Genomic DNA, 20,316 nt, shown 5'->3' on the forward strand with positions numbered 1-20,316 from the left:
ATAGTTTTTTTAAAAAATCTTTAAATTCTTTAAAGAACAGCGATTTAAATTGATTAATCAGATATTTTAGTTATAAATATTATTACTTTTAGGAATATTTTAATGAATTATTTTGCTCATTTATGATGCATCTATAGACCCATTTTTGCGCACAGCAATTCATACTGAAACATGCTAGAATTCAACGTCCTCTTTGGTTTTTCACTGCCTTCATTTCTACTCGCGACTACCCATGACTTCTGAAATTTCCCTCATCCAACAAATTGATGCCCTATTGCCACAAACTCAATGTGGACTTTGTGGACACCGAGACGGCTGCTTACCCTATGCCAAAGCCATCAGTGAAGGAGAAGAAGCCAATAAATGTATACCCGGTGGTCAACCTGTGGCAGATGCACTGGCAGCGTTATTAAATCGTCCACACTTAACAGCAGAAGCCAGCGTTTGGCCAATCCAAAGTGATGGACGCCCGCAACGGGTTAAAGCTGTGATTCGTGAGGATGAATGTATTGGTTGTACCAAATGTATTAGTGCCTGCCCTGTTGATGCCATTATTGGCTCAGGCAAATTGATGCATACCGTCTTGACGGATTTATGTACGGGCTGCGAACTCTGCATTCCACCTTGTCCAGTGGATTGTATCGACCTTGTCGAAGAGCTTGATCAAGTGCCATCTGAAGCCGCTCGAATCGCAGAACAGAATGATTTACGTCGCCGCTACTATGCACATATTCAACGTGAGGAAAAGCGCAGAATTCATCGTAAAGGCCCAGTCGTACGTGCTGAAATTGACACGGAACTTTTTGCCCAATTTTCGACCCAGACAGACTCGGTACCGGTCATTGAAGTTGTGGAAAAACCTGCTACGCCAGTTGTTCAACTCGATGCAAAAACCACCATTGAACTTGCTAAAATTCGAACACAAATCAAAAAGTTAGAAAAACAACTGAGTGTTCGAGACGATGCAAAAAAACGTGAGTTACTCCATACGCTCACGCAACAATTAACACAACTGCAAGGGGCTTAATCATGGCGGTTAAAAACATGACTAAGAAGCAAATTCAAACTTTTTTTGAACGCTTACGTGAGCAACGCCCCAACCCGAAAACTGAACTCAATTATAGTAGTCCATTTGAACTTTTAGTGGCTGTTACCCTATCTGCTCAGGCCACAGATGTCAGTGTCAACAAAGCCACAGATAAACTTTTTCCAGTAGCAAATACTCCTGAAGCTATTTATGCGTTAGGTGTTGACGGACTGAAGGAATATATCAAGACCATTGGCCTGTATAACTCAAAAGCGGAAAATGTCATTAAAGCCTGCAAGATTCTCATTGAGAAGCATAACAGTATCGTTCCGAATAATCGTGCAGATTTGGAAGCCTTACCCGGTGTCGGTCGTAAAACTGCAAATGTGGTGCTGAATACTGCTTTTGGTCAACCAACCATGGCAGTCGATACGCATATTTTTCGTTTAGGTAATCGTACAGGATTGGCTGTCGGCAATAATGTTTTGGAAGTCGAACACCGACTCGTCAAAGTCATCCCCAAAGAGTTTATTGTTGATTCACATCATTGGTTGATTCTGCATGGGCGTTATACCTGTATTGCCCGCAAACCCAAATGCAATGAATGTATCGTGTCTGATGTATGTAATTGGAATGATAAGTATGAGTTTGGTGCATTAAGACCGATTAAAACCACCCAAATTGAAGATTAATCTCTTCAATTTCGGGGTAGATGGAATTTGTAAGAATCAATTGATCGAGTCGATGCTTAATTTTTATCTTGTTCTTTTTGTTTTTTATCAAGCTCTTGCTGCAGCTTTGGATGTAAGCGATATTGCTTCGGGCTCAGTTTAGCTTGCTCTGCTTCTTCCACTTGCACCTTACGCAACATTTTAAAGCTGACAAATAATAAGCCCAATAACACCGCTACAGCGATGATGACCATTATAACCAAAGCAAATTTCATAACAGATTCGCCCTAAAAGCCACATAAAAAAAGAGCCCCACTATGCAGTAGGACTCTTTGATTGTCAAAAATTCAAAAAACTGAATTATTTAGACTGATCTAAAATCGCGAACAAATCAGTTTGAACTTGATCGATTGGACGAAGACCATTTAATTTGTCATAAGTCGGTGCGTTTTCGCCAGAAGCTGCACGACCTTGGTAGAAACCAACCAATTGCTCAGTTTCAGCGTGGTAAGAACCTAAACGCTTACGAATTGTTGCTTCTTGGTCATCTGGGCGTTGAACAAGGTCTTCACCAGTTTCGTCATCTTTACCTTCCACTTTTGGTGGGTTGTAAACGGTATGATATACACGACCAGATGCTGGGTGTTGACGACGACCAGATAAACGTTGAACGATTTCTTCGTCAGGTACATCGATTTCAATTACGTGATCGATGCTGATCCCTTCGTTTTCAAGCGCTTCAGCTTGTGGAATCGTACGTGGGAAACCGTCGAAAATGCAGCCGTTGACACAGTCAGGTTGAGCAATGCGTTCTTTTACAAGACCAATAATAAGCTCATCAGATACAAGGCCGCCATTATCCATGACGCTTTTAGCTTGTAGACCTAATTCAGTACCTTCACGAATCGCAGCACGGAGCATATCACCGGTTGAAATTTGTGGGATATCGTAGCGCTTACAGATCAACTGAGCTTGTGTCCCTTTACCTGCTCCAGGTGGTCCGAGTAATATAATGCGCATAAAAAAACATCCTCATTTTAAACATTGTATATGACGCTATGTAGTGATCTAAACCCAAGATTCAGATCATCTTCCAGCATCTAATTATAAGAAAGCCACAAACAAATGTATTGTACCCGCGATAAAACCGGTTACACCACCCAAGACAATTAAAATCCATTCGTCTTCCTGAAATGCAGGACGTAATAGATTTTGAAATTCTTTCGGTGTTAGCTCACGAATACGGTCTCTAAACATTTGAAAGATTTTCTGTGCACGGCTCGCATTAAACGCAGGGTCGCATACAGGCACCATCGTAATTTCAATTGAGCGATCGATCAAGTCTGTCTTGAGTTTTGCGTACTCTTTTGGACCTAAAGACAACTGTAATGAGGTACGAACCAGTGGAGATTCCATAATTTCATTAATATGACGTTTCACAATGCGACGGGTCTTATCTTTCTTCCCGCCATACATCATTTCGGTCATGATGGATTTTAACGTAATTAAGTCTTCTGTGACTACACTTGCGAATACATCCGAAACTTCTTCTTGGCGTTTCATAAACGCCCCTTGAACATTGTACGTTCCAATACGTGGAATCACAGGTTTAATCCAAGGGAATTTACGATCTTTAGTTAATTCAAATAATTGCAAATACTTAACAGGGTGCGGCTCAATGGGATTAAATACCATCCAGATGGCAATCCAGTTGGTCAAAAAGCCCCAGATTGCTGCCCAAAATGGAACCGTCCAATGCCAAGGCACCACAAACCAAACGATCATCTGGAAGATACCAAAGAACATCCCAATCAAGGCACTGATATGCCAAATAAAGTTGATTTCTTTTTGACCAACTTTAAGAAACATACGCACCATCAAGAGACGATCCGCTTCCATTTGACTCACCACCATTTCACGCATGTCAACAAGTGACTCTACGTTCATGGTCAGTTCGGTCACGAGTTCTTTTAAGGTATTTGGCAGCTGTTTATGTGCTTGGGCATAAATACGGCGTTTAATCGAATACGGTAAGTTTTCCCAAAGCACCGCATTTCGGTCTAGCATGACTTCATCAATCAAATGTTCAAGTTCAAAGCCAACTTGTTCACCAATGATGCGCGCCATATCCTCAGGATCCATTGCATCCAAAAACTCGCGCAAGGAACCCAATTTAGACAATGTGTTATCCGTAATAATGCCAGAAATACGTCCAGCTTTTCTTGGCACAATCCCCTGCCATCCCACGGGTAATGGACCTAAATGGAATCCCCAGAAATTAATCGGGTAAAACACCATTTTCAGTGCCATCCAAACGTGTGCCCAGGTAACGAATGCGGTAACGGGGATAATACTCAGCACAGCCCAAAAATCGGGACGTTGCAAAAAGGTTTGCCACAATTCGTTAACGTACTCAAGCATGCATAACTTCCATATTTAATTTTATTCAGTGAGTGCGGTTATAAAATAAAGTTGATTATTTTCACTACAAACCAAAACTTAAAGTATATGAGATTTGTAGTCTCGGTTCGGTTTCCACAATCACATTACCTGATTTGTCTTCTAATTTTTCACCCGCACCCAAGCCTACACTAAACGTACTAATACGCTCGGCACTCAACATCACATAAGCAAGATCGATACCACCACCTAAACGCGCTTCATCTTCACCATCTACTTTCTTGGAGTCGATGTGGCCCGCATAAGCTCCGATATAATAACCATTTTTATCTTTGCCAGTGAAATGAACGGGGTAACGAAAGCCGACTTGCCCACCAGGTGTTTTATCATCGTTCAAGAAAACACCAGCTTTTGCATAGGCAATGCCATATGGGTTTACCCACTCACCATTCACGTGAATAATTTTTTGAGTAAAACCTGCTCCAACATTCCATGGTTGATAACCCTTACCTGTTAACTTTGCCTCAGGTAAAAATGAATTGTCATTGGCATGTGCGATGCTTCCGAGCATCATAAATGCAAGCAATGGATATAATTTATTCATTGTTTTCACAAACTTCCTTAGTATTATTTTTTGGAATATTCCTTTTTTATACGTTTCGACTTTAGCAGAATAATATGAACTGTTATACACAAAGCCCCATATTTTTCATGTCTGCAAAGTCAAAATATAGACTGCAATCACAGCAGAGTCGTTTTTATTTATCAAAAAAATGTCAGTTGCGCTAGAATATGCCTCTTCCGTTATTTTAGCTCTCAGTCTTTAAGTCGATCGCGTATGAAGCAGCATTATCCTTTAAAAAATGTCCAGCAAGAAAAGCGGATTTATCGTAATCGCGTAGTGATTTCGATAGGGATTGTCTCCTTCTTTATGCTGTTGCTTGTGGCACGTTATGCATATTTGCAAATCAAGAGTTATGAGACCTTTTCGACTGCTGCAGATCAAAACCGAATTCGACTGCAACCGCTTGCACCCTCACGTGGTTATATCTATGACCGTAATGGCGTGTTATTAGCCGATAATTATCCGGTTTTCTCGGCAACCATGAGCCGTGCGGATGTTGAAGACATTGATGATACCGTTGAGCGCCTAACGCCTCTGTTAGAACTGACTGATGAAGACATTGAACGTTTCAAAAGTCGGATTAAAACCTCTAAAAAGACTGAACGTGTTTCGATTAAACTGAATTTAAATGAAAATGATATCGCCCGTTTTAGTGAAGTGAAATATCAATTCCCAGGTGTCAATATAGAGACCCAAATGACTCGCTACTATCCACATGGTGAACTGTTTGCCCATGTGATTGGCTACGTAGGTCGTATTAATGACAAAGAACTAAAAACGATTGATAAAGATTTATACGCTGGCTCAAACCTGATCGGTAAAATTGGCGTTGAAAAATCATACGAAGAACTTTTACACGGTATGCCGGGAAATGAGTCGGTTGAAGCCGATGCCTTTGGTAATGTGTTACGTCATCTTGGTCGTAAAGATCCAATTCGTGGTAATGACTTATATTTATCCCTAGATTATGGACTGCAAATGGTTGCTTCAGAGCAGCTTGCAGGTCGACGTGGTGCGATTGTTGCGATTGACCCACGTACTGGGGAAATTCTTGCTCTTGTGTCCAGTCCTAGTTTTAACCCCAATTTATTTGTTACTGGCATTAGCAGCAAAGATTATTCTGAACTACGTGATAGCCTCGATCAGCCATTATATAACCGTGCTGTGCAAGGGGCTTATCCTCCAGGTTCAACGATCAAACCGATGTTTGGTCTAGGTGGTATTCATTATGGTCTAGTGGACTGGAGTACTGCCATTTCAGATCCGGGCTATTTCACGCTTCCGGGTGACAGCCATCGTTTCCGTGACCACAAAAAAACTGGTCATGGCTCAGTTAATTTACACAAAGCTCAAGTCATTTCCTGCGATACCTACTTCTATGTCTTGTCCTATCGCATGGGCATTGAAAAAATGAATACTTGGATGCGTCAGTTTGGTTTCGGTGAAAAAACCGGTGTAGATTTACCAAGTGAAAGTACGGGGCTATATCCAAATCCTGAATGGAAGCTCCGCACACGGAAGTCCAACTGGCTTAAAGGTGAAACCATTTCTGTCAGTATTGGTCAAGGTGCATTTACAGCAACACCATTACAACTGGCGATGGCGACTGCTATTACCGCCAATCAAGGCTCTCATGTTACACCTCACGTTTTGCGTGAAAGTAAAGGCGCTAAAGTCCACAAAGTCCATAACGCCCCGAATGGTCGCATTCAATTTAATGGTAAGCCAGATGATTGGATCAAAATGCGTGATGCCATGATTGATGTGGTTCAAACAGGGACCGGTCGTGGTATTCGTACCCCAATGTATCAAATCGCAGGTAAAACAGGCACCGCACAGGTTAAAAGTATTGCCCAAGGTAAACGCTATAACGAATCTTTATTGACAGAACGTCAGCTTGACCATGGTTTATTTGTTGGTTTTGCCCCTGCGGAAAAACCTGAAATTGCGATTGCCGTCGTTTGGGAAAATGGTCGTCACGGTGGTTCTGCTGCTCAAATTGCTAAACCAATGTTTGACTACTGGTTATTAACACGTAAAAAGAATCCAATTCGTCCTGCAGGCCATCAAATTAGCGGTGGTCTCATGACTGCAGGTCTAAAACCGAGTGAATTACCAAGCGGCTCGAATATTTTATCTGCCGATCCAAATGCAAGCCCAACTGCACAGCAGAACAATAGTGCAACTCAACAACCGAATAGTGCAAATACAACACCTCGTGCTGCCAGTGCCGCACATGCAACCGATGAGGAATAATTCATGAAAAATCAATTAAGAATCATTGGTGGTGAATGGAAGCGTCGTCAATTACCTTTTGCCAGTATTGACGGTTTACGCCCTACACCTGACCGTGTCCGCGAGACATTATTTAACTGGCTCATGTGGGATGTTCAAAATGCCAAAGTCCTCGACCTCTGTACAGGTTCAGGTGCTTTGTCATTTGAAGCACTCTCGCGTGGTGCAGCAGAAGCTGTTTTAATTGAACCTGATCGCACCCAAGCGAAATTCCTCATGGACAATTTAGAACTTTTAAGAGTCAGTAAACAACGCGTACAACTTAAAAACATGACGGCACAACAAGCCATTCCTAACTTGAAAGACCAATTTGATCTGATTTTCTTAGATCCCCCTTATAGTCTTGATTTATGGCAGGAACTTGCTGAGTTGGTCGATCCGTGCATTGCAGACAATGGTTTAATTTATATCGAAGCTGATCGTGATCTTGCTCAGTTAAAACTCCCGAGCAGTTGGCAGCAAATCAAACAAACCAAAGCTGGGACGGTGCGTGCAGGCTTATATAAAAAGGCTTAATGTAAATGCACACAAAAAAGGACGTCAATGCGTCCTTTTTTATTACTTGAAAATCATTAAACCTGTGGTCGAAGTGGACGCTGGCTGTTAAATCCACCCGGGGTTTTAGCTTTATCCACGGGCGTCACTTTAGGACGTTGTTGCTGTGGTTTTTGCTGCTGGGGCTTGCTTGTATTGGGTTTAGCTGGCGTCTGAGGCTTTGTGCTTGGACGCTGCACATTTGACGGATGCTGAGATGAAGGTTTCTGTACATTCGGTTTATGCGCATTTGGTTTATATATATCGTCTGGACGACTATTCGAATTCGGTCGTGGTGAATTTGGTCGATGTTGCGGGCTATTCACTCGACCATATGAACGGTCATAACGCTGACTTGAGTCATAGCGCTGTCCGTATGAACCCCCATATTGACCTGAATAACCATATTGATTCGAATGGTATCGGCCATCATCAAATGGCGCCACGACACACCCTGTAAATGTAACTGCAACCACAGATAGCAAAGCAACTTGTTTAAGCATGTGTAGCACTCCTCTTTGATGAAGGGCATTTTCACTTATCGAAATGAATTCAATCGGAAGTCTGTGTACATCTGCTGTATTTAAACATTCATGTTTTATTCATGGTTTGAGGTCCATTTTTTCCACATTTGCTCAGACAGCTACATTTATAACGAAAAATTAACTACAATGGCGCCACGTATTTCAAAGCTGTAATTTAATGACTTGGCTGATTTTTATTCTTGGTGCCATCTTTGCGGGATTCGTACAAGGATTAACAGGGTTTGCATTCGCCCTTATCGCAATGTCATTTTGGGTTTGGATACTCCCCCCGCAAATAGCTGCACCGTTAGTGGTCTGCGCTTCAATTTATAGCCACTTCATTTCATTATCATCAGAACGCAAAAGCATTCCGATCAATAAAAATATCATTTATCCCTATTTAATTGCAGGAATTTTAGGTGTACCGCTCGGTACGTATTTATTAGACAGCATTAATCCAGATACATTTAAATTGGTTTTGGGCGCTTTTTTAATGTTTTGGTGCCCAATTTTATTTTTTAATCCTAAATTTTCATTCATCCAAAAGACAGGGAAATGGGCGGATTCTAGTATCGGATATATTGCTGGAATCTTGGGTGGTCTTGGAGGCTTTTGTGGTGCATTACCCTCTGCATGGCTCATGCTGAAAAATACACCCAAAGCAGAACAACGCTATATTTTGCGGCATTTCAATTTAGCCATTCAGCTCGTCACACTCATTAGCTACCTGCTACAAGGGATCATCCATCGTGAACATCTCCCCTATTTAGCTGTGCTGTTGGTGATTATGGCTTTTCCCGTGATTTTTGGTGCCAAACTTTTTTATCACATTTCAGAACGCCAATTTAAACATATTGTATTAGGACTTTTATTTTCTTCAGGCTGCTTTTTGGTGACAATGAGTATCTTAAGCTGATAACTCAAAACCTAAAGATATTTATCCAAGTCATTCTAGAAAAACCCCTTCTCAGTTAGATATTCACATCTTGTAACAATGACATAGTTCACATTTAAATAAAAATTAGCCAAATGGTAAAAAAGTAATTAATTTTTCTGACGAAAATTAATAGAATATTGCACCTCATAATTTTGCTTAAAATAAAACCATGAAAAAGTTCATCCTGCTTGCAGGTGTAACTCTGCTTAGCGGCTGTATGTTTGGCACGTCCAGCGAAATTAAAAAAGCTGAAAAACTACTCTCCCATTTTCAATGCAATAATATTGAAAGTTCACATATGACTCATAGCTCGATTACAACTTTCCATGAAGAAAAACTAGCATCAAGCAAACAAAAAGTCGTGTCTTATATCGATAGCTATAAGCAAGGCGAAAAGTTATTTCGTATTCCGCTCATCGATGTGGTTGACCAGCAATACATTATTTATAAGGCGGCATGTCAAAATCTGGGCGGTATTCATCCCGACTTTAATGATTAAAATCAACATAAAAATCTAAACAGAAGAATCTAAACATAAAAAAGGACAGCCGATGCTGCCCTTTTTTATTGGTTTGTTGGATTAGTGATAGCGTGTATCGACACTGAATTTTTCAGGAAATTTGGCATGAATTTGCGCGTAAAAATCCATGATTTCAGCCATATCTTTTTCATAATCGCCTGTAGGATAAACAATTTTACCCACACCCGTTTTTTTCTGCGCATAGTCCATATAGGCTAAAGCAATCGGCACACCTGCTTGCATGGCAACATGATAAAAACCGGTTTTCCACTTCTCTTGTTTGGCGCGTGTCCCTTCAGGCGTTACCAACATGACTAATTTCGGATGATGCTTAAATAAGTCAGCCATGAGCTCAACCATACTTTGACGTGCTTCACCATCTTGTTTTGGACGTCGATTAATACCAATCCCGCCCATTGCACGTACAAAAGGCCCAAACGGGAATTTCATATAACTGTCTTTAATCGTGATACGAACATTTACCCCTAAAGCTTTCAGGGCAAGGCGTGCATAAAGTGCATCCCAATTACTGGTATGTGGCGCTGCAATCATGACACATTGGTCAATATTTAAATCCCAATGGTTATCAATTTGCCACCCCATTAAGTTCAGACTTTTTTCCGCTGTTTTTTCAAACACAATTTGCACCGACAGTTTTTTCTATGCCGCAGAGTTTAACAACGCAAAATAATTATAAAAGCCTATATTGTTCAGTTATTCACCAATTAATATATAAATGTCCTTTAGCGTTCATTTTTAGGTAAGTCACCAATATTTCTCCATTTACGAATTTTAAAAAATCAAATGTCCGTTTTAATCTATTAACCAAACACACAATTGTTAACAGGAATAGGCTATTTTTCTTGAGCAATAAAAGTCACGCTTAGCATTATATTGGGTACATACGGTGTATAAATCTCATGAAAAAACTAATGCTCGCTCTCTGTATGGTCAGTGCAACCTTAACGGCATGTTCAAAAACCAGCAATGAATCTGAAACTGCGACACCACCAGATAATAATGTCATTGCCAATACAGACGCAGCCTCAGAAAGTCCGATTGCAACAGGTGATAACACCGAAAATGCACTTGATTGGGCGGGTGAATATAAAGGGATTCTACCTTGCCATGATTGCAAAGGGATTGAAACTGAGCTTGAACTCAAACTCAATAAAAGCTATGAGCTTAGCCAAGAGTTTTTAGGTAAACCTGCGAACACTGAAAATAAAGTGAAAGGCAGTTTTAAGTTCTTGCCAGATCAACCTGGAATGATTCAACTTGATGCCGAGGGCGACAATCGAATTTACTTTGTAGGTGAAAACTTTATTGAGCTTCGTGGTGATAAAGGTGAAAAACTAGAAATGCCTGAAGTAAATCTTAAACTCACCAAAAAGCTTGATTAGTGTTTTACTCTAACTAGGATTTTTTAGATCGGATGATCAGTATGAATTACATCATGCTTCACAACCACGTCCGCACATATAACCTTGTATTACTGTGATACTTAAGCAATTGTTTTTAAAACTATTCCGTAATTACCACGCGTCACCTTAGTACACGTGACATTACCAATTTTCGTGAGTAACCTTGTGAGTAACGAAATTCTAAAAAGATGTTACTCACTTTAAAATGCTCAATGATCTTAAAATCAAACAGTTAAAACCAAAAGATAAGCTATATCGCATCGCAGATCACTCTGGTCTATGTATTGAAGTAAGAACATCAGGGAAAAAATTCTGGCGTTACCGCTACCGTTATTTAAACATCCCCAAAATGTTAACAATTGGTAGCTACCCAGAGATTAGCTTATCTTATGCTCGTGATAAGACTCGTGAGTATCGTAGTCTTTTAGCTCAAAATCTCGACCCTGTAACAGAGCAAAAGAAAGCATTTGATTCAGCATTGGATGCAATACAGCATACGTTTAAAAGTATCTCGAATGAATATTTAGAAAAATACAAAGATACCCACTCACAAGAATGGTATGAAAACAGGCTGAGATACTATAAAAAAGATATCTACCCTGTCATTGGTAATAAGCCAATCAAAGAAGTGAATTCAAATGATATTCGAGTGATTTTAGATAACACCATTACACGAATTCGCAAAAGCAAAAGAGGCACTGGTGAAGTTAAAGCAATCTATGTAAGACAAATCTGTGCTGAAGTCATGCAATATGCAATTATCACACTGAAAATAATCAACGATCCTACAATTGCTCTACGTAGCTATATCAAGCGCCCTCCTGTTGAGCATGCTAAACCCTTAGAAGAAAAAGATAAGAAAGTGATTCTAGCTTCAATCAATCAATATGGTGGTACTACTGGCACACAGAATGCTTTAAGGACTGCTTTGTATAGTATGTTACGTACGATAGAAATACGCAGGGCTAAAAAGTCTTTTGTTAATCTAGAAGATGCGACCTTAACTATTCCTCGTGTATCAAATGCACAGATTAAGGATGGTAAAAGGAATATGAAGAAGAATAGGACGCATGTTGTACCTTTATCTACACAAATGCTAGAAATTATAAAAGAACAGTTACAGCTTTACCCTAGCAGTATTTACTTATTCCCTGGGGATGATGGCATATCAATGTTGGGGAAAAATACACTCAATGAAGCACTCGTTAACATGGGTCTAGGCCATATTACCATGCATGACTTCCGTGCAACTGCATCCACCTATTTAAACGAGCAGAATTACAGTAAGGACTGGATTGAATTACAGTTAGCCCATGTAGATGGCGACATGTCCCGAGCTTCTTACAACCATGCAAGTTGGTTAAAAGATCGAAGACAGATGATGCAGCATTTAGCTGATACTATTGATCATTGGCATGAATGACTTCAAAAATAATACTGTTAGATTAAATCACCCATGACATCTAACAGTCTTTGGTTTTTATGACGTTCGATGAGCCTTGCCTTCATCCCTAAGGAAATAGGCGTTTCAACATCCAAAATGGGATGATCTCCAATAAAGAGCATTTCTGGAAAATCACAGCCAAAATGTGCCTGAATCACCTCATAAATTTGATATTCAGGCTTTATGGCTCTAACCTCATAACTGAATGCAACAGTATCAAAAAAATCAGGGAGCAATTTTCTAAGTCGTTCGCCATATGGCATCGCTAAATTGGAGCAAAGCGCAATTTTAAATCCACTTTCTTTTAAGATTTGAAGCATAGGCACTGTATCTTCAAAAAGCTCAATTGTGCTTAACTCCAGCTCAAGATCATTGTTGATCTCATTCAATAGTTGCTCTGGCAGTTCTGCTCCAAACAGCCTCGCTAATTGTGCAATATCAATAGGATTCGACATGATGATCTTGGCATCTTGTGCACTTGGTTTTCTACCATTAGCTTTTAGCCATTTCATCAATTTACGATATGGGGATAAGCTCGTACCAATTTTTACAAGCGTCCCAAAAGCATCAAAAATAATAACTTTAGACGAATGATTCATAATATTATCTATTAACACAAATATATTTAAGGGCTATTTGAGCTAGCCCTTAAGTTAATTATTCTCTCAATAAAATTGCGACTACAAATTAATGTTTCGAATTAACTAGATTTAGTAAGTCCACATATTTCGAGCCATTCACTACCTCTGAATTAGACTGAGCAATGAGTTTCAAACATTTTTGCAATTTGTCTAGGCTATAAATATCTTCTTTATCTATGATTAAACTAATAAAATCTAAAGCTTCTAAAGGATATTTTTCACATATTTGACTCTTCACCAAATCATCTAAAATACGATAAGGAAATTTTAGAGGCTTCAACCAATATTTAAGATTGACAAAAGAATTAGCAAAATCATCGCCATATAAAATTATTATTTCTGCTACCGACTCAGCAATCCTTAACGACATGCGATCTTTACTTTTTGGCCACACTTCCTTCCAAAAAATATCGATATTCCTTTTCCAATACTCCTTAGTTTGATCTTTATTTGCATTTATATAATCGACCAAGGCACCTGCTGCTTCATTCAGTGCTTCTTGAGGCAACTTATCAAACAAATTTATAAAGTCATTTAATACATATCCATCTAAGTCATTTAAAGCTACATATGTCAAAAATCTTATATATTGGTTTTTGTGCTCACCAAGTTGAGAATAATGACGTGCTGTTTCTAAGAAATCTTCCTTTATATTTACCAACAGTGGGGCGTATATACGTGGTGACCATAAGAAGCCTTCCCACATATTTTTTGCCTCTTTATGATCCCAGTTAAATAGAGGTAATAAATTTTTCTCTGTCCAAAGTTTATCGACCCTATAAAGCGGAATTAAATTAGCAGCTAAAATTACTCTACCATGTCTATATGATGTGTGTTCTACACTAGCTAACCTTGTGAATATTTCTAAGAAATTCTTAGGCAACTTTTCATTATCATTTGGTTTACTATGAAACCATAAGTTAATGAGTGTTTCTGTAATAACACCTACTGGGTGATTAATAGCAGCAAAGACTGGATTGTCATCTGCATCATCATTAGTATTTTGAGCGTATATCTCTAACACCTGCTCACAAAGCGCTATAAAAGTTTTATTATGACAATCTGTTGCTTTTGATGCCTCTTCCATCCACCTACAGAAACTGTGTATTACTTCTTTTAATAAATGATCAGGAATATTATGTATAAATGGAGCACCGTACATCCACACTCTTTTAGCAAATCGACGGTTACCCCAAGTTTGAAATGCCTGCTTCCATCTATTCAAAGGCCAAATATCTTTTTCAGCTAAATCTTTTAAAGCAAAAAGTGTTTGCATTGGGTGCTTAGTGCAGATCTTTACCCAATTATCTTTTCTGTTTTCATAGTCATTATCATCAGATGATTCTTCAGATATAGAGCGCGTCAATCGCTTTACAATTTCGGCTCTTTTTGTTGGGAACTCTTCGAATTCAGAATCACTATCAAGATTATTACGCCAACCACTACTCATCCAAAATGAAAACTCATCTCTTTCATCTTCGGCCAGTTTCCAATAAGGATATTGCTTACTTAGATCATCCAATTTCCCACTAGCATCTTTGCCTAATTTAAGTCCAGATAACTCTAATTTCGATAAAAGAAGCCACACAGAACGATTTAGTATGTCATTCCATTTTTCTACATCCAATCCATCCTTATACATTTCTCTAGGAGGGCCTTTAATAATGATAGACTCTAACTCATCTTTGAATTTCCCCTTAAGTTGATGCCCTTGTAAGACTAAAAGTCTTAAGACTTCCCTCTTGGTATCTGGAGCCCATAGCCACCATGTATTATCTGATATTAACCAATCGAACCAAATAGAAGGCTCAATACTTCCCTTACTTGCTGCAAATAGGGCTAAACGCTTGAACGTTGGGTAATTTAAATCAAACCAATAATGAGCAATTCTTGAAGCTTTCAAGGTATCTACTTCGTTAAGTTGTAACCATGAATCTCTTAATAATTCAATTAAAGCAGTCCAATTGTGAAAATTACGATTTTGTGGATGCTCGCCAATCGACGGTAAATGCCAATCCGAAAAATCATTCTTACAATCAATCTTTTCCAACTCTTTTAGTAGATCTAACCCATCTTTCAATAGCAATTGAAATTCTTCTAGAAAACTAGGTAACTCCTCTTTCCATCTAGATTTTTCAAACTCTACCAATTCTGAATGTACATGGTCTGAATTCAAATTCAGTTCAACATCAATTAAAGACTTACTATCTGTAGCATTTGATTTTTCAAAAGAAAGCTTTTCTTTAATTACTATTTTCGGAGCTAAAATTTCTCTTAAAGTTAATTTTAAATTTTTTGTTGCACCATTAAGTAAAAATTGTCGTTTCCAATCATATAAATCTAAACTGTTAGATGAACTTTGAACGTTGCCACTTAAAATGAGTCTCCATAGTTTTTTGGAGAATTCATCAGGTATAGCATTTGGGGCATGCACCACTATTTCATTCAGTTCATCTGTAGCAACTGACTTACTTTTAGCATCTAAATCACTTAAATGATAATTCATCAAACTAACAAAACTAGGATGAATTTTTCCTGCATGCCGAGATACCCAAAGAATAAGCTGCGGATCATTCAAATGTCTCAGTAACCATCTAGCAATTTGATACATTACTTTATCCCAATTGCCCATTGTCAAATATCCACTTAACAGTGACATTTTTGGAGCTAAGTGATATGGGGTAGGTCTATTTACAAAATTAAAAACTAATTTATCGTCAGCTTTGTCATTAGGAGTAATGCCAAATATCTGCAGATCTTTATGCGCATATCGATCATCTAAGAAAGCTTTAAATAACCATTCCAAAGAAGGAGCTGGATTATAATCTGCAAAAGTCTTAGCAGGTTCTCCCGAAGGATCCGAAAGGGCCCATAACATCCGCCCAACAAAATTATCCTGTTGAGTACTACCTGAAGGCTTAGCAAGTGCATTGCTTATAACTATATTTTGTTTACCTGAAACTCTATGTTGGTATGTTTTAGCCCAAGCATGTAATGTTTGGTGTAATAACGAATGACCAGCAGTTTTTTCATAGATAATTGGATTGACACCTTTTGCCTTCCATTTAACTGTGGTATCTGCAATATCACTTGGGTCTGAATCTGCAAAAGCCCATGCCTGAGGAGTGTTTTCACCTAACATTCTATCTGCAGCAATAGCATCCATCATGTATTTCATGACAGGATCATTAAGACTATAACCAACAAAACAAACTATGTAGTTTCTCAATAACTCACTAACAAAACGTGATGCCCATCTTTCAGTCAAATAAGCGAGTCCAAAATCTCCGCTCGTAATCACTAACCGATTCAGAGATGCTTCATCATAATTTTTTGGCAATTTACCATGTAAATAAACTATGCCATTCCATTTAGTCTTTTTCGGTACAGGCAACATTGGTGCGGAATATGTATGTAGTTTACCCATACCTAATTTTTTAGCAGCATTATCAAAAATAGCATCAAAGTTAGTTGTAACTAACTTTAATGTACCTTTACGATCGCCTGATAAAATTAATAGTGCCTGCTGTGTTTCTGTAGCACCTTTTTTTCTTAATTTTGGTTTTAAAGATTTAGCTAAAGCTTGACGCATAACGTAACGTCCACCCACTATATCTCGCTCAAGCAAATCTAAAGCAGTATCAAACTGACCATTATCTATAGCGACTTGCTGAAGATCGGTTGTTTTTGCACCAGTAGCTTTATAAATCTGATCAACCAACCCACCGAAACCTGGTAAGCCAGCTGGATATGAAATCCCAGCACCACAGAAAAACACAACTTTACCTTCTTCATGTGCCTGTAACAATTCATCTGGGATGTCTGGTCCATTGACTATAAATTGCATTGTTTTCTCATGTAATTTAAATATGATCTATAAATCTATTATATTGATAATTAATATTTTTTAAATAAACAGATAAGCTATTCGTTCTAATAAACTAATAATTATTTTCCCTCCAAAGATAATCCGTATCATTAATTTATTCTTTCCTGAATAGTAATAAATCGCCTACTTCTACATTTAAAGCCAAACAAATCTTATCAATCGTCTCAAAGTCGATACGCACAGATTCATCGTTATACAGCTTATAGAGCGTACTTTTATTGATACCAGTCTCTTTTACCAAATCTGCAACACGCATTTTTCTTTCAGCTAACAATACAGCTAAGTTCGACTTAATCATACTTTTTCCTATTTAAATAGTAAAAAATACTTGAAATACCGTAAAATTATGATAATTTACGTCTAAGGAATAAATTTTCCTACTTTCCTAGTACTTTTTATGAGGTTGATTATGCCATAGCTGCTGATAATTCCCCATATATTTTACGAAGAACAAAAAATTCAGGCCTGTCCAAACAACTTATACCTCTCTCGCCAAAGTGAACCATAAGTCGTGCAAACAAGCCTGAGATACCACCAAGACGTAAATCATGAGGTACTTACCAATGATAAAGAAAATAAAATATAAACGAAATCCCTATTTCCTTGTACTGCCTAATTCTGGCTGTCAGGAGATTCACCATGTTTGATAAATCAGTATTTGATGGTGTCGTCGTATGTGAAGCTGCCGATGCAATGGCAAATCATATTATCACTGAGTTTGAAATCCCTCGTTTAGATCGTTTAGCTACTAAGCTCAAAGTAAATAGCTGCTTCAATGACCATCAAGCCCTTCGCCTTTGGGCTGATCGTTTATGTGAAAACTATCCCATTACCAATGATTTCACCGTATACGACTTAGAAGATCTCATACAAACGGCTCGTATACTTTTTTTAAAAATATTTTCTTAATTCTCTTCTGGGGCATGTTTGAAATGCCCCTACCTTTTGTAGGTTTAAAATGAATACTGACGCAACAATTTGGATGCCACTGTATATTGGTGATCTTCAAGCGAAATTTACTCGACTTTCGAGCGAACAAGTGGGCGCTACCCTTTTTCTCATGATGGACTTTTGGAAGAATGGTCCTATACCAAGTGAACCCAGCATTTTGATGAGTGTGACTAAACTAACGAGTCCTAAAACCAAGAGCCTAATAACTACATTAAAAATCCTGAATCTTTTTGAAGAAATAAATGGATTTATTCAATCTAACTACATCACTACATTAAAAGAACAAGCCATTCTGAATCAGAAAATGAAATCTGAACGTGGGAAATTAGCAGCACAAGCTCGTTGGAATAAAAGCGCAAGTAATGCTGATGCATCAGATTCGGAATGCTCTAGCAATGCACAAGCATCACTTAAAGAATGCCCTTCACCTTCACCTTCACCTTCACCTTCACCTTTATCTTTATCTTCATCTTCATCTTCATCTTCATCTTCATCTCAAAGGCAGGATGATAAAAATGAAGAAAAACCAATTAATCGAAAATGGATTTAGGAGTAGATAATGAATATAGCTATTGATCTATTAAAAACTCCTAATGAAGTTTTAACTACCTTGTGCTCCAAACATGGTTACCCATTAATAAAAGTTGGTAATCATCAGTTATGCAAAGTCTGTGCGAAAGAAAATCTTGAACAAACGAATAAACAACATCAGGAAGAGTTACAGCAAAAGCTGTTACATCACCGTATTCATAGCTCAGGGTTAAATCAACGTTATTTGGAATGTGGTTTTTCTAATTATAGTGTTAGTACTACTGAACAGCAGCAAGTTGTCGAATGCTGTCAGAATTTCACACAGCAATTATTAAACGGATCGAAATCCAACCTTATCCTTTATGGCACACCAGGTACTGGAAAAACTCACCTAGGATCAGCGATCATTCGCAATGTTATCTATAAAACCAAAATGTCATCTCGTTATATAACGAGTGCTCAGATAGCAAAAATCATTATGAATTCATGGAGTATTGAAGACCAATCTGAAGAGCAATGGATTCAATTTTTTGCTGATTTTGATTTACTCGTCTTAGATGAATATGGGCTACATGATCGTCATTCAGCTCGTTTAGAACTTGTTCATAAAGTGCTATACAAACGCTATGACATGATGAGGCCAACTTTGATTATCTCTAATTTCACTCTTGAAAATCTAGAACGAGATCTTGATGTACGACTCTGGTCACGCTTACATGAAAATCAGCTCATTATGGCTTCATGCTACTGGTCTGACTATAGGATGAGATAGTTTTCAAAAGCCTTGGTCATTGCCAAGGCTAAAGCATAGTTTGTGTGGTGACTCCCTCATGGTTGTAACCACCTTTTTGATAGCTTTTTGGGGCTTAAGGCCATGTTAAATATTGCAAAATCGATTCAAGAACGGGTGAGAGCATTTCACCTTGGTCATGTCTTTTCTGTGGACGAGTTTAAACAACTTGGAAGGACTGAGGTCGTTTATCAGGAGCTCCATCGTTTAAATGAGCAGGGCGTGATTAATCGCATTCAGCATGGTGTTTATTATAAACCTGAACCAAACCGTATGTTAAAAGGGCGATACCTGAGCCCTGATATTTATGAAGTGGTCAAAGTGATTGCTAAAAAAAATGGTGAACTCATCCAGGTGCATGGTGGTGTGGCCGCAAATCGTCTTAAACTAAGCACGCAGGTTCCAGTGATGGATGTGTTTTATACATCAGGTTACTCTCACGAATTTAAGATTGGAGGCACTCAGGTAAGATTGCTGCATACTAAAAACAGCAAATTTTTCCAACATCCATTTAACAGCCACGTAGGAATGGCCATATCAGCATTACTCTTTTTTGGAAAAGAGATTGTTGATTTAAATATGGTTAAAAAGCTTGAAAAGACGCTTACATCCGAAGAGTGGATATTACTTTATCAGTCCTCTTTGCCGGCGTGGTTGCATAAGTTACTGGATGAGCAAAAGACAAATTTCTACTTTTAAGCCACCCAATTTAAATTAAAACCTTAGCCTGTTAAGGCTAAGGGCTGTCTTGTCACTCAAGATACTTAGACTATATCTGTAACTCAGACTGTAAGATCAAATGCATGACCTGTAGGATGTCTCATCCTAGTAATCGAATCATTGGCTTAACCAAGATTCAGATTCATTAGACTTATCACTTTGTTGCCTCCTATCTAATGGATGCATTGAATTTAATCTTATAGGTTCTGTGGTACTTGAATCAGGCTCTTCAGTGATTTGTAGGATTCTATCTTCTAGCTTCTTAATCGTAAGCGTCCGCTGAACACACCTTCTGAATTCATCCTATAAGCCTTAATTTAGTCCCCACTTAGAAACAAGTGGGGACTTAAATTTATGACTACAAATCATCAGACATCCATCGCATCTCTTGCG

The 20,316-nt window shown here is 38.5% G+C and carries 21 protein-coding genes; 12 read left to right on the forward strand and 9 right to left on the reverse strand.

Going from position 1 to position 20,316, the window contains the following annotated elements:
• Positions 1–232: 232 nt before the first annotated feature.
• Positions 233–1,027: an RnfABCDGE type electron transport complex subunit B gene (locus FTT99_RS10175; RefSeq protein WP_180131122.1), complete on the forward strand. Its 795-nt coding sequence runs from the start codon at positions 233–235 to the stop codon at positions 1,025–1,027.
• A 2-nt stretch (positions 1,028–1,029) separates the two neighbouring features.
• Complete coding sequence (gene nth / locus FTT99_RS10180; RefSeq protein WP_180131119.1) at positions 1,030–1,719, forward strand: endonuclease III; 690 nt, start codon at positions 1,030–1,032, stop codon at positions 1,717–1,719.
• A gap of 56 nt (positions 1,720–1,775) precedes the next feature.
• Here nth and FTT99_RS10185 read toward each other — a convergent pair whose 3' ends face one another.
• From FTT99_RS10185 to FTT99_RS10200, 4 genes are all read right to left on the reverse strand, one after another.
• Positions 1,776–1,973, reverse strand: a complete 198-nt coding sequence (locus tag FTT99_RS10185; protein WP_180003963.1) for a hypothetical protein — start codon at positions 1,971–1,973, stop codon at positions 1,776–1,778.
• An 85-nt stretch (positions 1,974–2,058) separates the two neighbouring features.
• Entirely contained in the window at positions 2,059–2,718 is a 660-nt protein-coding gene (gene adk, locus FTT99_RS10190; RefSeq protein ID WP_078189866.1) for an adenylate kinase, read from the reverse strand.
• Between the two features lie 84 nt (positions 2,719–2,802).
• Positions 2,803–4,119, reverse strand: coding sequence for a hypothetical protein (locus FTT99_RS10195; protein ID WP_218948322.1), 1,317 nt, complete (start codon positions 4,117–4,119; stop codon positions 2,803–2,805).
• 64 nt (positions 4,120–4,183) lie between these two features.
• Positions 4,184–4,702, reverse strand: a complete 519-nt coding sequence (locus FTT99_RS10200; RefSeq protein WP_078192958.1) for a hypothetical protein — start codon at positions 4,700–4,702, stop codon at positions 4,184–4,186.
• Between the two features lie 234 nt (positions 4,703–4,936).
• On the opposite strand from FTT99_RS10200, the gene mrdA reads away from it, so the two are divergent.
• Positions 4,937–6,979 (forward strand): penicillin-binding protein 2, encoded by a 2,043-nt coding sequence (gene mrdA, locus FTT99_RS10205; protein WP_180131117.1) that lies wholly within the window; start codon positions 4,937–4,939, stop codon positions 6,977–6,979.
• A gap of 3 nt (positions 6,980–6,982) precedes the next feature.
• Complete coding sequence (gene rsmD / locus FTT99_RS10210) at positions 6,983–7,534, forward strand: 16S rRNA (guanine(966)-N(2))-methyltransferase RsmD (protein ID WP_168378319.1); 552 nt, start codon at positions 6,983–6,985, stop codon at positions 7,532–7,534.
• Positions 7,535–7,590: 56 nt separating this feature from the next.
• Here rsmD and FTT99_RS10215 read toward each other — a convergent pair whose 3' ends face one another.
• Positions 7,591–8,055 carry a hypothetical protein gene (locus tag FTT99_RS10215; protein WP_180131114.1) on the reverse strand — a complete coding sequence of 155 codons (465 nt, stop codon included), beginning with the start codon at positions 8,053–8,055 and terminating at the stop codon, positions 7,591–7,593.
• Between the two features lie 199 nt (positions 8,056–8,254).
• Between FTT99_RS10215 and FTT99_RS10220 the strand changes: the two genes are divergently transcribed.
• Together FTT99_RS10220 and FTT99_RS10225 are read left to right on the forward strand one after the other, a co-directional pair.
• Positions 8,255–8,992 carry a sulfite exporter TauE/SafE family protein gene (locus tag FTT99_RS10220; protein ID WP_180131111.1) on the forward strand — a complete coding sequence of 246 codons (738 nt, stop codon included), beginning with the start codon at positions 8,255–8,257 and terminating at the stop codon, positions 8,990–8,992.
• A 190-nt stretch (positions 8,993–9,182) separates the two neighbouring features.
• A complete protein-coding gene (locus FTT99_RS10225) occupies positions 9,183–9,512 on the forward strand; it encodes a hypothetical protein (RefSeq protein ID WP_180024138.1) in 330 nt (109 codons plus the stop codon).
• Positions 9,513–9,593: 81 nt separating this feature from the next.
• Here the strand turns inward: FTT99_RS10225 and FTT99_RS10230 are convergent, their stop codons facing one another.
• Positions 9,594–10,172, reverse strand: a complete 579-nt coding sequence (locus FTT99_RS10230) for a 1-acyl-sn-glycerol-3-phosphate acyltransferase (protein WP_171262613.1) — start codon at positions 10,170–10,172, stop codon at positions 9,594–9,596.
• Positions 10,173–10,453: 281 nt separating this feature from the next.
• Here FTT99_RS10230 and FTT99_RS10235 point away from each other — a divergent pair, with 281 nt between their 5' ends.
• Complete coding sequence (locus FTT99_RS10235) at positions 10,454–10,936, forward strand: copper resistance protein NlpE (RefSeq protein ID WP_180123723.1); 483 nt, start codon at positions 10,454–10,456, stop codon at positions 10,934–10,936.
• A gap of 226 nt (positions 10,937–11,162) precedes the next feature.
• Positions 11,163–12,380: an integrase arm-type DNA-binding domain-containing protein gene (locus FTT99_RS10240; RefSeq protein WP_180025181.1), complete on the forward strand. Its 1,218-nt coding sequence runs from the start codon at positions 11,163–11,165 to the stop codon at positions 12,378–12,380.
• A gap of 17 nt (positions 12,381–12,397) precedes the next feature.
• On the opposite strand, the gene FTT99_RS10245 is transcribed toward FTT99_RS10240, so the two are convergent.
• From FTT99_RS10245 to FTT99_RS10255, 3 genes are all read right to left on the reverse strand, one after another.
• Entirely contained in the window at positions 12,398–13,000 is a 603-nt protein-coding gene (locus FTT99_RS10245) for an HAD family hydrolase (protein WP_180025182.1), read from the reverse strand.
• 88 nt (positions 13,001–13,088) lie between these two features.
• Positions 13,089–16,889 carry an anti-phage defense-associated sirtuin Dsr1 gene (gene dsr1, locus FTT99_RS10250; RefSeq protein ID WP_180161433.1) on the reverse strand — a complete coding sequence of 1,267 codons (3,801 nt, stop codon included), beginning with the start codon at positions 16,887–16,889 and terminating at the stop codon, positions 13,089–13,091.
• Between the two features lie 136 nt (positions 16,890–17,025).
• On the reverse strand, positions 17,026–17,229 hold the full coding sequence (locus FTT99_RS10255) for a helix-turn-helix transcriptional regulator (protein WP_180025184.1): 204 nt from the start codon (positions 17,227–17,229) through the stop codon (positions 17,026–17,028).
• Positions 17,230–17,570: 341 nt separating this feature from the next.
• Here FTT99_RS10255 and FTT99_RS10260 point away from each other — a divergent pair, with 341 nt between their 5' ends.
• The 4 genes from FTT99_RS10260 to FTT99_RS10275 all read left to right on the forward strand — a co-directional run bounded on the left by FTT99_RS10260 (position 17,571) and on the right by FTT99_RS10275 (position 19,902).
• Positions 17,571–17,840 carry a hypothetical protein gene (locus tag FTT99_RS10260; protein ID WP_005025073.1) on the forward strand — a complete coding sequence of 90 codons (270 nt, stop codon included), beginning with the start codon at positions 17,571–17,573 and terminating at the stop codon, positions 17,838–17,840.
• A 49-nt stretch (positions 17,841–17,889) separates the two neighbouring features.
• Positions 17,890–18,432: a DUF1376 domain-containing protein gene (locus tag FTT99_RS10265; RefSeq protein WP_180161435.1), complete on the forward strand. Its 543-nt coding sequence runs from the start codon at positions 17,890–17,892 to the stop codon at positions 18,430–18,432.
• A 9-nt stretch (positions 18,433–18,441) separates the two neighbouring features.
• The gene (locus FTT99_RS10270; protein WP_180131101.1) at positions 18,442–19,185 is read left to right on the forward strand and encodes an ATP-binding protein; all 744 of its coding nucleotides are present in this window, start codon (positions 18,442–18,444) and stop codon (positions 19,183–19,185) included.
• 102 nt (positions 19,186–19,287) lie between these two features.
• The gene (locus FTT99_RS10275; RefSeq protein ID WP_180025187.1) at positions 19,288–19,902 is read left to right on the forward strand and encodes a DUF6088 family protein; all 615 of its coding nucleotides are present in this window, start codon (positions 19,288–19,290) and stop codon (positions 19,900–19,902) included.
• The last annotated feature ends 414 nt before the right edge of the window (positions 19,903–20,316 follow it).

This window comes from Acinetobacter sp. YH12040 (assembly GCF_013420005.1).
In the GTDB taxonomy this organism is placed as follows: Bacteria; Pseudomonadota; Gammaproteobacteria; order Pseudomonadales; family Moraxellaceae; genus Acinetobacter; species Acinetobacter amyesii.